Here is a 14105-nt window from a genome sequence, read left to right on the forward strand (position 1 = left end):
ATTACTAAAGTCGATATAATTTGAGATATAAAAATTCTTTAATTATTTGACAAGGTGAATAATTCGCTTCCTTACCATACAAAAAGCTTTTTTTCAGATAGTTTAATTTTATCTTTCTATCTTTTATAAGGTGAGAAACAAAGTAGGACAAGTATAAATTGGAAGCACTTTTATTTATTTCTAAATTGGATTTTTTCGTTTTATAATGGTTCAATAAATATTGCAACCCATCAATGGCCAGCTTGGTTTTTGCTTCTAAAGAAATAGGACTAAAAATACCCTGGTTATGCTTTCTATACACTGCCGGCTTAACATCATATATATACTTTGCAGCACCAAATTCGGCCAACTTTCCTCTTAAAATAAAATCACCACATACAATATTTTTCATATCCTCATCAAACAAGTTGACAAGGTTATGCCTGTACAAAAGTGATGCAGTATGTATCCAAACTTTTAACAAATCCTCTGCCTTAATTGTTCTATCACGCCTGTAATTAAAAACATGGTGTTCTTTTGATGTTTCTTGGTCTATAACTTTTGTATTATGAAAACAGGCTACAAACTGTTCATTGTTCTCCAAAAATTCGACTCTTTTTTGGAGTGATTTTTCATCCATCAGATAGTCATCTCCCTCAATAGTTGTTATGTATTTGCCCTTGGCTGAAAAATTAGCATAAACACTATTAAAGGTTCCAGAAGGCTTTCCGTTAATTGGAATATTGTTCGCTCTTGAATTTAACAAAAGCCTAATTCTATGTGGATTCTTTTCAGCGTATTTCTTACAAATTTCTCTAGTGCCATCAGATGATTCATCCTCAGCAATTAATATTTCAAAATCAAAATTTGTTTTCTGTTTTAATAATGAATCCAGACAGGTTGATATATACTTTGCATGATTGTATGTTACTACCTTAATAGTAGCCAAAGGCTCTTTTCCTGCGCGTTTATTTACATATTCTAGAACAGGATTTTTTTCATAAACTGTTTTGAACGTCTTAAAATCCATATTAAAATTTAAAAATTTTAGGAAATAATTTTTTATCGGAATAATTAGGGTTTCCGTCTGAATCTTTTTCACAGATTTGATCGTAGCCAATAACTATAAGATCTCCATTATCCTTAAATGCTTTTTGGTATTCATTTGATTTATCTTGAAAATGCATCGCCAAAGCCATACGATTCGTATTACTTACATTCGGATAACTAGCGTGAATGGTATTACAATTGTGAAAACTTACCTGCCCTTTCCTTAAAACCATTGGCGATTTAATATGATTGGATTTGTTTTTTGATAAATAATTTTCAAATAAGCTAAGATCTTGATTGTTAAATGAGTAAAATGATTTTAATTCTTTTTCATCCTTCCATTGATTACTTTGGTCAATATACAAAAGCGGTCCCATATCCATAGTAACGTCTTGTAGAGGAATCCAAGCTGTTACCATGTTTTGTGAGGTACAAGTTGGCCAATAAGCTTTATCTGAATGCCATCCAACAGCTCCCTCTTTTTTTGCATTTGCAGGACATTTGTTTATCAAAGAATCTGCAAACAACCTAATTTCATCTGTGCGAGCTAATTTTGCAGCAGTTGCCGATATTAGCTGATGAAAACCTAAGGCCTGCAACTCCCTTTTTTGCAGCGTTACAAATTCATTATTTCTAATCACCACTGTATCGTCCAAATCATCATTTGCAATCCCAGTGAATTCAGAAAAATCATAATCTCTTAAACCATTGTAAAAATCTTTTGCACCCTTTATAGCCTTGTCTATAATTTCTTCAGGCAGTAAAAAATTACCCACAAACCAACCTTTTTTCTCATATTCCAAAACCTGATCTTCCGTTGGCAACATTTCCATTTCTCTTGCCGATATTTTTCTTATGTGCATTTTCCCTATTGTATGAAATTCGCAATTTTACCCATATCCCTAATCTCTTCATCTAGAATTAAAGCGGTTGCCTTTCTATGATCAACTTTATTAGTAACCGGATGAGATGAAGTTCTAAAATCTCCAAATCCGAAATAATGATCATCAAAAAACAAGGCTGTCCCGGTTACAAAATCATTAAAAACTTCGCCACCTATTGCTCCTTTGATTGTTTTTTGAGGAATCCATTTTTGCAAAACAAAATCTTTCAAATCGGCACTTTCAAAAATGGCAACCCATTCCCTTATAGGAGTTACCAATCCTGCATAAATTTTCTGACTTTTACCTAAAGCCCTGTGCTTTATAATCCATTCGTTTTTATTTTCTTTGGCCTTTATCCAGATATCTGCGGCTTCATCTGCAGTATAAGTGGGAACATAAAACCTCTCAAAAAACGATATTTCTTCATGTGTTAAAACCTTATTTTGTAATTCCTTTTTACCTAAGACAGAAAAAAATCTTTTATCGTGTATCAAAAACACCGTTCTAAAATCATTTATAAGGTTAGCCGAGATTAGTTTCAATAAGGTATCTTTGGAAAAGGATAAAATTTCATCAAAGGAAAGCTCACTTACAACCCATGCCTTTTCTAATTTATCAAAATTCTGATCTATTTCCGTATACAAAACTTCGTTAACTACTAGACCCGTTCTTTTTAGTATATCTGTATATAATTTAGACTCGTTCCGCTCATCCTCTCCTTTTAAAATACAAATCGAAGTTGCTTCTTTTAAGTATTCATTTAGATGTTTATAAATAGGTGAATACTGATCTTTTATTTTTATATTCTGCAAACTTTTGGGCATAGTTTCTCTTGCCACAGCATCCATTAAGCCAGATAAAAACACCCCATTTAAAGCAAAACGACAGGTGATTTCTATTAGTTTTACTTGATTATTGGTATCGTAAACAAAATCTGTTCTATACGTCCCTATTTTGTATTCTTTTTGATTAAAAACATCCAATACTTTTTCAACTTCTACACTTACTGGCATTAAATTTTTATAATTCTTATAACCTATTACAAACTCCTTTATAAGTTTGTACATGATTTTTTGAAGTTTAACAAAATCTGCATTATGAGCAGCACTGATTACAATAGGTTCCTCAAAAATCCATTGCTGATAATAATCCTTTTTACTTTTGATAAATTCTTCAACTGATTTCTCTAAAGTCATCACTATATTAAGCTATAGTTTTTAATCATCTTCTTTGTACCATCTTTCCCATTATGCATCAACACATCAATAATGGAGAGGTGTGGTGCAAACTCCACATCAAACTGATTGTATGAATATTCTTTTGTATGGATAAAAAAAAGTGAGAGATTATTTTTCTTAAAATAGGCTTTATCGTAAAGTTCAATTCCACCTACAGCATTAATATACGTATGTGCTTTTTGCTGCTTACATATTTCAACAATTCTTAAAGATTTAACTTCGTTTTTATTTTCTTCATTTAACAAACCAACTTCAAGATTTAAAAACTCTTCATTTTTATATTTTATTTTGGTTTTAAGATCTAAATATTTACAAATTTCGTTGATAATAGTACTGTTGTAATCGTGTAGCGAGCTTGTATCTATCTGTATACAATTCTCAATTAGCGGATAAACCTCATTAAAATACCCTGCCTTTTTATAGTTAAAATAAATCATCTTTAACAACGGTCTTTTCCAACTGGAACCATTTATTTCAATTTGGCTTATATTTTTATGAGAACATTTTTTAATTACTGGAATTCTAATCTCAACAGGCAGTTTTCGTCCTTTATCTAAAATTCTATTTTTGGTAATCCATGATTTTTTTCGAAACGCTACATGCTCATATAAAATAAATTCATCAGATGCATCTATCAACTGAAAATATCCTATATAAGGAAAAAAATAAGCTTGCATTATTCCTATTTTCATGCTTAATTAGGTTTTAAAATAAGTTTACATAAACCTTTTACCTCCACTAAAGATTTACTTTTAAACAAAAAGGCTAAAATTAAATAGGAAACCAAGGTAAAAACAATCCCAATAATTAATTGAACCATTATGTGTAGACTGTCTGATTGTGAAAGTGCATAAGTACCTAAAAAATAAGACACACTGGCAAATAGCACAGTTGGAAACATATCCGACAGCTGATCCAACGTACCGTATTGTATCAATTTTTTTCCGTAGTATGTATTCACAAATAAACCTAAAATAGAACTGCCTATAATAGCATATAACAATCCAAAAATTCCCCAAAAATACCCAATAGCTAATGAAACACAAACTAGTAGTACTTTAATTACCTCTAGTTTTAAATACAAATCTGTTCGGTTAAAAATCTTAAAAATATTTAAATTGCATACATGTATCGGAATTAGGGTTCCTGAGATTGCCAATAACTGAAAATACGGAACTGCCGGTAGCCATTGTGCGGTAAACAATAATAGAAACATAGGTTTAGCCACAACTATTAACACAACCATAAACGGAGTAAAAACAAAAAAAATACTCCTTAATATTTTGGCATAAAGCCTACCTACTTTTTCTCTATCGTCCTGAATTTTTGAAAGTAATGGAAATGTTACACTAGAGACAACAGTACTCAATAAATTAACAGGGTAATTTCTAAAACTTTTTGAATGGTTAAAATAACCCAAAGATTTTATGGAAAAATGTTTTCCGATAATAAAAGAATATACTTCCCGCATTGCAGCATCCATTATGGAAGAAATCATTAGTTTGTAACCAAAATTTAAATGCTTTTTCAGTACTTTAAAAGAAAATCCTAATTCTGGTGTCCAACTAGAAAATATCCAATAAAAAAGTACTTTAAAAACCAGGGTTGACAATTGCATGTATACCAAACTCCATACTCCTTTGCCTAAATATGCACTTGCTAAACCAACAACAGCACCAGTTATTACGGCAGGTATGTTAAACGCTGTTATTTTCTTGAAAGACATCTCCTTCAGAAAAATGCTATACTGGATATAATAAAAAGCAGAAATAATAAAACTAAGCCCATAAACCCTAATTAAGGGAACTATAATATCATTATTAAAATATTTAGATATATACGGAGCTGTAAAAAATAAAATAGGATACAGTAAAAGGCTAAGAATTAAGTTCCCATAAAAAACAGCATTGTAATCTGAGGAAGTGGATTTATTATCCCTAACAATAGAATTTCCCATTCCTCCCTCAATAATAGCATTTCCTAAACTTATAAAAATTGTAATTATCCCCAAAAGCCCAAAGTCATTTGGAGTTAAAATACGTGCAAGCACAATTGTTACAATAAAGGTAATCCCCTTTAAGAGTACATTATCTACAAAGGACCATACCAGTCCCTTTTTTAACAAGTTTTGTAGTACGCTCACTCTTTATAGCTAATAACGGCAGTGGCTTTAATAGAGTTGCATATTATTTGCCCTATTCTTTCCACTACTTCAAGAGCTAACTCATTATACAAGGGAAGACAGAGTACTCTCCTAGAAACGTCTTCAGCAATAGGAAGCTTCACATTCACTACATAAGGCAAAGACTCTGAAAGTAGCGGATAAAAATATCTTCTGGGAATTATATTTTCTTTTAAAAGTGATTCAACACAATCTTCCAATTCTATTTCAGAATTAAAAATAACCGGGTAATAAGCGTATGAAATAGTTGCATTATATGCCCACGACTGTTTTTTTATAGAGTCTCCTAAAATACTGTCATAATGAAGACTTATCTTTTTTCTGTTTTCCCAATTTTCTTTTACATATTTAAGGTTAACCAACCCCATAGCCGCATGAAACTCCGAATTTTTTCCGTTAATTCCCAAATTAGCAAAAGAAACGGCACTCTTAAAACCAAAGTTAATCATCAGTCTTAATTCCTTTAATAGTTTTTTGTCTTTGGTAACAATAAACCCTCCTTCTGTTGTGTGGTAAATTTTTGTGGCGTGTGTACTACAAATAGAAATATCCCCAAATTCAAAAATTGACTTACCTTTAATTTTTACTCCAAAAGCATGCGCTCCATCATAAATAACTTTAAGCTTGTGTTTTTTGGCAATTTTTTCAATTTCAACAACATCACAAGGATTTCCAAAAACATGTGTGGCAACAATAGCAACTGTCCTTGCTGTAATGGCTGCTTCTATTTTTGAAGCATCGATATTTAACGTTTCAGAATCAATATCTACAAAAACTGGTTTATTATTCTCCCAAACAATACTGCTCGTTGTTGCTACAAAGGAGAAGGGAGTAGTAATGATTTCTCCTTCAAGGCAAAGTGCTTTTATTGCCAACTGCAAGGCCATAGTGCCATTTACAACAAATAATAAATTAGAAACTGCTAATTCTTTTAGTAATTCTCTTTCCAATCTTTCTACCAAAGGGCCAGAATTGGTAAGCCATTGTGATTCCCAAATAATGGAAATCATCTTTTCATATTCTTCCTTCGGAGGGAGAAAGGGTTTTGTTATTGGAATCATTAATTAATGATTATTTATTTAAACTATATAAATTAAGGAATATAAGGAGCCTGCCGTCATAACATTTACTTAAAACCAGAAAAATAACACATGTTCTAGTATTTCAATTTACACTAGAGGATTATTTTAATACCTTCTTCGCTTGCAAACACTCTCTTTTTTCCCGACAATTTTAACAAACTTTTTCCTTTACTACTTTTATGTCGTATTAGCTAATTTTCTCAAAAGGTATTTTACAAACAATTGTAAGTTGCTATACTTCAGTATTAACACAAGCTTTTAGGTTACAATTGTCTATAAAATCATTATCTCAAACCCAAAAAAATTCTAAAACCTTCATTCTATACAGCATTAATGTGGTAAACTAAACCCAAACCTATAGCGACATTTATATTATATGGATCTACAAGAACCGTATCACCAATTTTACCGCTTAATAAAATACCTTATTGAGGACTTGCTAAAAAAAACACTCCTTTTAAAAAAGATAATTTAAATTTATAGTCTTTCCGACGTAAATGATTATTTAACCCCTTGTGAAGAATACACAAATTCAGGCTGAAGAGAAATAGTACCGTTTACCTTATATGTATATGTAACACCAAAAATTACCCTTATTTTTTCCTTTTCCTTCAAAATTATGTAACCCACTAAAGTTTACGCCTGTTTTTACTCCAAATTTTAATCCTGTGTATTGATAGTACAAGATAATAATTGTAATAAAAATTCTTATTCCTTTATTACACCCTAAAAATCGGACACAAAGATATCTGAATTAATTAAACTTAAGCTCCTATTTAATATGTTTTTTGACTTACAAGGACTTAAGGTATTATCGCAAAATTTGCTTTTTTTGTGTTGAAAAACTAGACAGATATACCAGCCTTATGACGCCTCTAAATTGGCGCTTGTAATCCCTGGACAGGCTGTAGGCCTTCAATACTATTGCAAATACGATATCACTCAATTAATAGGTCAATCCTGAACTATTTAATCAATAGGAGCAACAACGCATCGGCAGAATCATTCAAGGCCAAAATCAAGGCATTTAGAGCACAGTTCAGGGGCGTTAGAAACACAGAATTCTTCCTGTTTAGGTTGACTCAGTTATTTGCATAAATATTCAAAAACCCAGATTTTGGACTTCACCCCTTCTCGTCTCTCCCCCAAACCTAAACTTTCACCCACAAAAAAAGCTCCTCATTGCTGAAGAGCTTTTACTCTGTACAGGCGGAGAGACTCGAACTCTCACACCTTGCGGCACTAGATCCTAAGTCTAGCGTGTCTACCAATTCCACCACGCCTGCATTGACTCCGATTATTATCGGGATGCAAATATAAAGTAATTTTTCAATTTTAAAATACTTAACCAATAAAAAGTTTTTTTTGGTAAATTTAACCTCTATATAAACCACTTTATGCAAGAGATATCAGAATACCTCGACAAGAACAAAGATCGTTTTATCAATGAACTGATCCAACTCCTAAAAATACCCTCAGTTAGTGCCGATCCCGCTTATTCCCAAGATGTTATAAATGCATCCGAAGCTATTAAGACCGCTCTTTTGGAAGCGGGTTGCGAGACGGCAGAAATTTGCGAGACCAAAGGATACCCCATTGTATTTGCAGAAAAAATAATTGATCCCGAGCTACCTACAGTTTTAGTTTACGGACATTATGACGTACAACCGGCAGATCCTATAGACCTTTGGGACTCACCTCCTTTTGAACCCCAAATAAAAACTACAGATATCCACCCCGAAGGGGCCATCTTTGCAAGGGGTGCCTGCGATGACAAGGGACAAATGTACATGCACGTAAAGGCAATGGAATTTATGGTAAAAACCAACCAATTGCCCTGCAACGTCAAATTCATGATAGAAGGGGAAGAAGAAGTCGGCAGTGAAAATTTAGGTCAATTTGTTGCCGACAACAGGGAAAAACTGGCCAACGATATTATCCTAATTTCAGATACTGGAATGATTGCCAAAAACGTTCCTTCCATAACAACAGGGCTTCGTGGCCTGAGCTATGTGGAAGTAGAGGTTACAGGCCCCAATAGGGACCTACACTCCGGACTTTATGGTGGTGCTGTGGCCAATCCTATAAATATTCTCACAAAAATGATAGCCTCCCTGCACGATGAAAACAATCATATTACCATCCCAGGCTTCTATGACAAGGTGGAAGAACTCTCCAAAGAAGAGCGTGCCCAAATGGCAAAAGCGCCATTCAATCTTGAAGAATACAAAAAAGCCCTGGATATCAATGCAGTATACGGCGAAAAAGGATATACCACCAACGAACGCAATTCCATAAGGCCCACCTTGGATGTCAACGGAATATGGGGCGGATATACGGGAGCAGGAGCAAAGACCGTCATTGCCAGTAAAGCCTATGCCAAGATCTCCATGCGCCTTGTGCCCCATCAGGACTGGAAAGAAATAACAGAGCTCTTCAAGACCCACTTTGAAAAACTGGCCCCAGAGGGAGTAACCGTCAAAGTTACCCCACATCATGGCGGACAAGGCTATGTGACCCCCATAGACAATAACGGTTATAAGGCCGCCTCCAAAGCCTACGAAACAACCTTTGGAAAAACTCCCATACCCCAACGCAGCGGGGGCAGCATCCCCATCGTTTCCCTTTTTGAGAACGAATTAAAAAGCAAGACCATCCTCATGGGATTTGGTCTGGATAGCGACGCCATACATTCGCCCAACGAACATTTTGGCATCTGGAACTACCTTAAAGGAATAGAGACCATCCCCTACTTTTACCAAAATTTTGTGGAGCTCTCCAAATAAGTTAAAAGTGGAGTGGGGACCCATCTGCCCTACTCCACCTCTCTTTTCTTTAAAACACCCGGTTCCTGTTCTAGTCATAAACCTATTACAACTTCAAATTTGGGCGTTCCCCTAGCGGGTCGCTCTTTCCGCTGTATCTTTTTTGGCTAACACCATGGTCCACAGTTATCTATACCTACAAGGTTTTGGAAACCTTGAAGGATTCAAGCCAAAAAAGGATGCCGCTGCAATAGCTAACGCAAAATCAACTCTTAAACCCACCTTATTGGACAGATGATGAAACCTACAAGGTTAAAAAAACCTTGCAGGATTAGGGGCAGGAAAGAAGACGGGGCAGGCAGAAAGCCCAAGCCAACACTGATTGACCAATGTACTCAACATTGCAAAATCAACTCTTGAACCCACCTTATTGGACAGATGATGAAACCTACAAGGTTAAAAAAACCTTGCAGGACCAGAGGCGGGAAAGAAGACGGGGCAGGCAGAAAGCCCAAGCCATAAATGATTGACCAATTTACTCCACATTGCAAAATCAACTCATGAACCCAACAAAAAAAGACAAATGACCATACCTACAAGGTTAAAAAAAACCTTGCGGGATTAGGGGCGGGAAAAAAGACGGGGCCGGCAGAAAGCCCTAGCCAACACTGATTGCCCAATTTGCTCAACATTGCAAAATCAACTCTTGAACCCAACCAAAAAAGACAGATGACCATACCTACAAGGTTTAAAAAAAACCTTGCAGGACCAGAGGCGGGAAAGAAGACGGGGCGGGTAGAGAGCAAAGCCATAAATGACCGACCAATGTACTCAACAATGCATAATCAACTCATTAACCCAACAAAGAAAGTCAGATGACCATACCTACAAGGTTAGAAAAACCTTGCAGGATTAGGGGGAAAACCAACCGCAACTGTCCGTCTTATCCAAAAACCGGACATGCGGTTAATTCCCCCACATCCGGCCCCATAAGGCCAGTAGGAGTCGCTTTCCATCACTTCTGCGCCTAGGGGTTTCTTCCACCTTCAATTGCCCTTGATCCCATTGCAAATTATAGCTAAAAGCAAACTGCTCTTCACGGGCATCCAAACTCATCAATCCAAATCGCAGGTCGTTAAAAAACAACTGCCCTTTTTTTTCCGTTATGGTAAACCAGCCTTCGGTAATATTTATGAGCCGCAACACCTTTTCATTCCCGGCCATATCCCCCAACAACCCATGGTTTTTAGGGTACCTGCTAAACTGTACCGGTTCATCATCAAAAAAAGAGTAGTTTCCAATGAGGTATGCGTCCCCGGCATCAACATTGGCAGACCATAGAATAGTATTAAAGGGAGAGGGTCTAACATCCATCTCGTGATAAACTATTCCTTGTGCATCCAGACTATCCGTAATCTTTTTAAAAGCAAATCCCTTTAGTACCAAAGTGAGTCCCAAATAAGCACTACTAACTATCAGCCCAAGTGTATTATAGCGCCTACGCATTGGGGAGTTGCGCTTTTGCCTTACGGCCATTGTAAGAAACATCAAAAACGGCAGGGTGTATAAGGGATCTATAACAAAAATGTTCTGAAAAGCCAGCCTTAGGTCAAAAGGCCAAAACAACTGGGTCCCCCAAGTGGTAAAGGCATCCAATATGGGATGGGTAAAGAGTCCCCAGAACATTAACCAAGACCAGTCCTTCCACGTGGCTGGTCCATTCCGTTCCAATTTAAAGATCAACAACCCTAAAATTGGTGCAAATAGTACCGAAAAGAAAATAGAATGGCTAAGGCCACGGTGCCATTCTATGGCCGTTACTGTATCCGTAAGGTAGTTGGCCAAAACATCCAAATCCGGTATGGTGCCTGCAATAGCCCCGTAGAGCATAGCTTTATTTCCTACTTTCTTACCTAAAACCGCCTCGCCTACGGCAGCACCAAGCACTATTTGTGTTAGAGAATCCATTGTTTTAATTCTTAAAAGGCCATAGCCAATATTCACTTCAGGTTTCGCAGATATCTTTACCCCCCTACAGTCTTCACGGAACACTATTCCACTATTTCCATTTTTTTCAACAAGAAAGAAGCATTCATATTTTTACAGATTCCCGGTTTAAAGGTATAATCAAAATGAAGTTCATTATTGATGATCTCGGCATCAAAATAGTAATTTTTAACCTGTGGCAATTCTTTGGAAGCTTCGCAGAGACTTAAATCGTGCGTAGCAATAATTCCGGTCGATTTGGAAGCTACCAGTCGCTCTACAAACTTGCGCGAACCTATGGCCTTATCCATACTATTGGTCCCTTTTAGAATCTCATCCAATACAATAAAATAACCACCATTCCCAATCTGATCTACAATATATTTAAGTCGCTTTAATTCCGAAAAGAAATAGGATTCATCATCGGTAAGGGAGTCCGTGGTCCGCATACTGGTAATCAATTTTATAGGACCATATTCCGCTGCCGAGGCACAAACTGGAAGGCCCATATTGGCCATAACAATCTGAAGGGACACCGTCCTTAAAAATGTACTTTTTCCGGCCATATTGGCTCCGGTCACAATAAAAAACTCCTCTCGCAGTAAATTGATATCATTGGTAACCGCTTTCTGGGGATCCAATAAAGGATGTGATGCCTCACTTGCCTTGAGAACAACATCGCCTTCTACAAGTTTTGGAAAGACATAATTGGGATGGTTATGGGCAAAATTCCCCAAACTATTGTACACATCAAAAAAGGCGATGGCCTTAAACCAATTTTCAACCTTGGCCCCATGCCTGTCTATCCACTGTTCTATTCTATGTGCTTGCCGCAGGTCCCATAAAAAGAATCCGTTTCCCAGTAAAGCAAAAAACATATTGTTCCGTTGATCCAAGGCGCTCAGTATTTCCGAAAATTCCTTTAAGATCTGTGATGCCTTTTCTGTCGTGGACACAACACTATTCCTTTTTTCCTTTAAAAGATCTGAAGTAAATGTCTCCTCCTCTATTTTTAATATCAACTTTTGATATTGCCGAAAAGTGCTTTGTACCCTATTGGCATCCGATGCCAATTTGGAAGTGTTTTTTAGGTAATAACCACTTAGCAACAAACCCACCAAAAGAATTACTATAATGGGAAATCCAGGTAGTAAACCCAGTAAATATCCCCCAATAAGAATCACGGAAAGAAGGGAAAATATATAAGATATTATCCGCATGGCCTTAGGAACATAAGATGTATACCCTTTAAGCCAAGACACTATGGTCTTTGTACCTACATCCGTTTTTACCAAGAATGCTATTGCTGAAAACTGCTGTCTCCAGTCGGGCATTTTGGCCAATTCCGCAACAGCCTCCTGTTTGGAAGCAATATTATCTATATTGTTGGATAAGAGCATTTCTACCAACAGTTCACTGCCCTGGGGCAAGGCGGTACGGTTGCTGTACTGATAAAAGGAACCTTTCCCAAAAAGATCTATGTCCTGTGCAAAAAAGTGCGAAGGATCCTTATACTCCAATCCGTCGGGAAGCTGATGGAATTTGCGCTCCAGAACCTGAATCTCGGTTTGGTTTAATTTTATAAGTGCCAATAATTTATCCCTCTGATACAATAAATCTGTATGCTTTGAAATCAGATAAAGAAATATGGCAATTGCCACAATAATTACTGTAAAGACCAATTTGGCCTCACCAAAAAGAAAGTAGACCATGGCTGCCGCAGCAAAAAAAACTAGCAACCTTATACTACTGGATACAACAAGCCTTTGTTTTACCTTGCCCAGCTGCTCTTTATAGGTTTCAATTCTATTTTGATAAAAAGATGTAAGACTATCCATTTAGGAATTTCAAAAGTTTCTTAGATTCTGTTGTATTATGATAAGGAATTGAGCTCGGCCCGGAGTTTTTTGGTTAGGCCTGCAACCACTAATTCATAGGAATGGTCTATCAACTCCCGTACCAAAACAGGGGGCAGGGCCTCCAAATACAAGGTATTCCAATGCACTTTGCTCATATGGTATCCACCTACAATCTTACCATCAAAGGTTTCCCGAAGTTCTATAGCCCTTTCCGGATCACATTTTAAATTGGCCTGGGACGGAATCTTTTCCAGAGGTACCAAGGCAAACATTTTACCCATAACCTTAAAGACCAAGGTAGCCGCATCAAAAGGAAATTCTTCGGTAACGCCCTTTTTGCCAATACAATGCTCCCTAAACTCCTCAATGTTCATAGCTACTAAATTATATGTCCCTGATAATATACAAGTAGTTCAAGGTTGTTATACCACCCAAAATGCAACACTTCTAAATCATCAATATTATTGCAAATAGCGCTATAGGCCTATCCCAAAAAAAACAGTGGTTAATATTATCCCTGTATTGTCCTAGCCTACTTCTTAGATGTAATTCCGCAACCCTACTTTACCATAAGGGAGCCGCTCTCCCTAGATCAACAAAATACTATATTAAATCCCAATGGAATCGTACACGATTACCTTGGTCCATAAAGAGCTGGATTCTGCCACAAACAAGTTATGGGCTTCTTCTGTTTGGTATTTTGCCTGAGCATCTGCCGATTCAAAGGATACTACCAAGGAATAGGTAAAGGACCCGTCCACCACATCACGAGTAGCTTTGGGGGGCACTCCCACAAAATTTGTTTTGGCATATTTGGAGTCGCGCATAAATTTCAATAGCGATGTCTCAAAAGCCTTCCTGTCCTCCACACTATCCGGATTCTTTAGCCAAAAATAAACGGTGTGCACAAAATTGGAATCAAAGTTCTTCATGTTTTCTTTGTTTTGACCGTAACAGCCTACGGTCATTGTTAAAAATATTACTGTATAAACTATAGTTTTCATTTAAGTGTCTGTTTGTATGTTTAGCCTATGCTATTTGATATAAGCTTGGTGTTTTCCCTGCTAAAATAACAAACAT

The 14105-nt window shown here is 36.4% G+C and carries 12 protein-coding genes and 1 tRNA gene; 2 read left to right on the plus strand and 11 right to left on the minus strand.

The genetic code is table 11. From position 1 onward, the window contains the following. Positions 1 to 4: 4 nt before the first annotated feature. Genes EHW67_RS00550 through EHW67_RS00575 form a run of 6 tightly spaced genes read right to left on the minus strand, consistent with a single transcriptional unit; the run spans position 5 to position 6394 of the window. Entirely contained in the window at positions 5 to 1009 is a 1005-nt protein-coding gene (locus EHW67_RS00550; RefSeq protein ID WP_126160395.1) for a glycosyltransferase family A protein, read from the minus strand. Position 1010: 1 nt separating this feature from the next. Beyond that, on the minus strand, positions 1011 to 1892 hold the full coding sequence (locus EHW67_RS00555; RefSeq protein ID WP_126160396.1) for a phytanoyl-CoA dioxygenase family protein: 882 nt from the start codon (positions 1890 to 1892) through the stop codon (positions 1011 to 1013). Between the two features lie 5 nt (positions 1893 to 1897). After that, positions 1898 to 3112 (minus strand): hypothetical protein, encoded by a 1215-nt coding sequence (locus EHW67_RS00560; protein ID WP_126160397.1) that lies wholly within the window; start codon positions 3110 to 3112, stop codon positions 1898 to 1900. Further along, entirely contained in the window at positions 3112 to 3843 is a 732-nt protein-coding gene (locus tag EHW67_RS00565) for a WbqC family protein (protein ID WP_126160398.1), read from the minus strand. Before EHW67_RS00565 ends, EHW67_RS00560 begins: the two co-directional genes overlap by 1 nt. 2 nt (positions 3844 to 3845) lie before the next feature. Further along, complete coding sequence (locus EHW67_RS00570) at positions 3846 to 5294, minus strand: lipopolysaccharide biosynthesis protein (RefSeq protein WP_126160399.1); 1449 nt, start codon at positions 5292 to 5294, stop codon at positions 3846 to 3848. Continuing rightward, positions 5291 to 6394: a DegT/DnrJ/EryC1/StrS family aminotransferase gene (locus tag EHW67_RS00575; RefSeq protein ID WP_126160400.1), complete on the minus strand. Its 1104-nt coding sequence runs from the start codon at positions 6392 to 6394 to the stop codon at positions 5291 to 5293. Before EHW67_RS00575 ends, EHW67_RS00570 begins: the two co-directional genes overlap by 4 nt. A gap of 945 nt (positions 6395 to 7339) precedes the next feature. Here EHW67_RS00575 and EHW67_RS00580 point away from each other — a divergent pair. Next, positions 7340 to 7513 (plus strand): transposase, encoded by a 174-nt coding sequence (locus EHW67_RS00580; protein ID WP_238389806.1) that lies wholly within the window; start codon positions 7340 to 7342, stop codon positions 7511 to 7513. A gap of 106 nt (positions 7514 to 7619) precedes the next feature. Here the strand turns inward: EHW67_RS00580 and EHW67_RS00585 are convergent. Then, positions 7620 to 7701, minus strand: a tRNA-Leu gene (locus EHW67_RS00585). A gap of 111 nt (positions 7702 to 7812) precedes the next feature. Here EHW67_RS00585 and EHW67_RS00590 point away from each other — a divergent pair. Beyond that, positions 7813 to 9201 carry a dipeptidase gene (locus tag EHW67_RS00590; protein WP_126160401.1) on the plus strand — a complete coding sequence of 463 codons (1389 nt, stop codon included), beginning with the start codon at positions 7813 to 7815 and terminating at the stop codon, positions 9199 to 9201. A gap of 945 nt (positions 9202 to 10146) precedes the next feature. Here EHW67_RS00590 and EHW67_RS00595 read toward each other — a convergent pair. From EHW67_RS00595 to EHW67_RS00610, 4 genes are all read right to left on the minus strand, one after another. Then, positions 10147 to 11148, minus strand: coding sequence for a metal-dependent hydrolase (locus EHW67_RS00595; protein WP_126160402.1), 1002 nt, complete (start codon positions 11146 to 11148; stop codon positions 10147 to 10149). Between the two features lie 83 nt (positions 11149 to 11231). After that, on the minus strand, positions 11232 to 13004 hold the full coding sequence (locus EHW67_RS00600) for a MutS-related protein (protein ID WP_126160403.1): 1773 nt from the start codon (positions 13002 to 13004) through the stop codon (positions 11232 to 11234). A 35-nt stretch (positions 13005 to 13039) separates the two neighbouring features. Further along, a complete protein-coding gene (locus EHW67_RS00605) occupies positions 13040 to 13399 on the minus strand; it encodes an MmcQ/YjbR family DNA-binding protein (RefSeq protein ID WP_126160404.1) in 360 nt (119 codons plus the stop codon). A 234-nt stretch (positions 13400 to 13633) separates the two neighbouring features. Then, positions 13634 to 14029 carry a Dabb family protein gene (locus EHW67_RS00610; protein WP_126160405.1) on the minus strand — a complete coding sequence of 132 codons (396 nt, stop codon included), beginning with the start codon at positions 14027 to 14029 and terminating at the stop codon, positions 13634 to 13636. Between the last annotated feature and the right edge of the window lie 76 nt (positions 14030 to 14105).

The sequence above is a fragment of the Arenibacter aquaticus genome, assembly GCF_003957295.1.
Lineage (GTDB): Bacteria > Bacteroidota > Bacteroidia > Flavobacteriales > Flavobacteriaceae > Arenibacter > Arenibacter aquaticus.